This window comes from Streptomyces phytophilus (genome assembly GCF_013870535.1).
GTDB classification, from domain to species: domain Bacteria; phylum Actinomycetota; class Actinomycetes; order Streptomycetales; family Streptomycetaceae; genus Streptomyces; species Streptomyces phytophilus.
Genome location: NZ_JACBXC010001303.1, coordinates 1 through 1,648, shown reverse-complemented (window position 1 = coordinate 1,648; position 1,648 = coordinate 1). Strand labels below are relative to the sequence as shown.

Below are 1,648 nucleotides of genomic sequence, written 5' to 3'. Positions count from 1 at the left end.
GCGCCGCGGCGATCGCCGCGAACTCCTCCTCCGCCCACCGCAGCTTCCCCTGCGCCGTCAGCTCCTCGACCAGCGCGTCCCGCAGGTCCACGAGGAGTTCGACGTCGAGCGCGGCGTAGCGCAGCCAGGGCTCGGGCAGCGGCCGGGTCGACCAGTCGACGGCGGAGTGGCCCTTCTCCAGCGCGTACCCGAGGACGTTCTCGACCATCGCGCCGAGACCGACCCGGGGGAAGCCCGCCAGCCGACCCGCCAGCTCCGTGTCGAACAGCACGCCCGGACGCATGCCTATCTCGGCGAGGCACGGCAGGTCCTGGGTGGCGGCGTGCAGAACCCATTCCGCATCGCCGATCGCCGCCGCGAGACCGGAGAGGTCCGGACAGGCCACCGGGTCGATCAGCGCCGTGCCGGCGCCCTCCCGGCGCAGCTGCACGAGGTACGCCCGCTGCCCGTACCGGTAGCCGCTGGCGCGCTCCGCGTCGATGGCGACCGGGCCGCGGCCTGCGGCGAAGGCGCCGACGACCGCCGCGAGCGCCTCGGCGTCCGCGGTGACGGGCGGAATGCCCTCGCGGGGATCGAGAAGGGGGACCGGCGCCGATCCGGAAGTCGGTGCTCCGGGCGCGGGGAGTCTGTCCTCTGCTGCGGTCTCTTGGGCGTCGGTCACGTGTCAAGGGTATCTGTGAGTCGTGCACGACAGCGCCCGTCGACGGAACGTTACGTCGACGGGCGCCGCGCGGCTGCCTGGAGAGGGCCCGTCACCGGGCCCGGGGTCAGTGGATGATGCCGGTGCGCAGCGCCACCGCCACCATGCCGGCGCGGTCGCCCGTGCCGAGCTTGCGCGCGATGCGGGCGAGGTGGCTCTTGACGGTCAGCGCGGACAGCCCCATCGAGACGCCGATGGCTTTGTTCGACTGGCCCTCCGCCACCAGCCGCAGCACCTCGACCTCGCGGCCGGACAGCTCGCGGTAGCCGCCGGGGTGACCGGGTGGACCGGAATTGCCGCCGGCGCCGGGGGAGCCCGGCGGGCGGCGGTGGTGCAGCCGGCCGGCGGCGGCGCCGATGTGCGCGGCGTTGGGGCGGGTGGGCAGGCCCATGCTGGTGCGGGTGCCGGTGACGACGTAGCCGCGGACGCCGCCCGCGAGGGCGTTGCGTACGGCGCCGATGTCGTCGGCGGCGGACAGCGCGAGGCCGTTGGGCCAGCCCGCGGAGCGCGCCTCGGAGAGCAGCGTGAGGCCGGAGCCGTCGGGCAGGTGGACGTCGGCGACGCAGATGTCGCGGGGGTTGGCGATCCGGGGGCGGGCCTCGGCGATGGACGACGCCTCGATCACGTCGCGTACGCCCAGTGCCCACAGGTGGCGGGTGACGGTCGAGCGTACGCGGGGGTCCGCCACGACGACCATGGCCGTCGGTTTGTTGGGGCGGTAGGCGACCAGGCTTGTGGGTTGCTCAAGGAGAACAGACACCAGGTCCCTCCAGACGGTGTGCGGGGACGGGGCCGGCTGGGAGAGCCGGGACGTTCCGTGTCGCGTACGGAAGGTCTCTCACGTCTTCGGCAGGTGCCCGGAGGGGCTTTAGGCAATGATCACGAATTAGTGAGTAAAAAACGGACAATTCGGATGGGCGATCGACTGTGCGCGGCCGGCCGGTCCGC

General features: G+C 73.3%; 2 protein-coding genes. Both read right to left on the bottom strand.

Annotated elements, in window-relative coordinates; translation table 11 throughout:
• The coding region (locus tag H5J30_RS31810; protein ID WP_181791056.1) for a ribonuclease D at window positions 1-661 on the bottom strand (661 nt) is incomplete at its 3' end.
• Window positions 662-767: 106 nt separating this feature from the next.
• Complete coding sequence (locus H5J30_RS31805; RefSeq protein ID WP_026276315.1) at window positions 768-1,460, bottom strand: response regulator transcription factor; 693 nt, start codon at window positions 1,458-1,460, stop codon at window positions 768-770.
• Window positions 1,461-1,648: the final 188 nt, after the last annotated feature.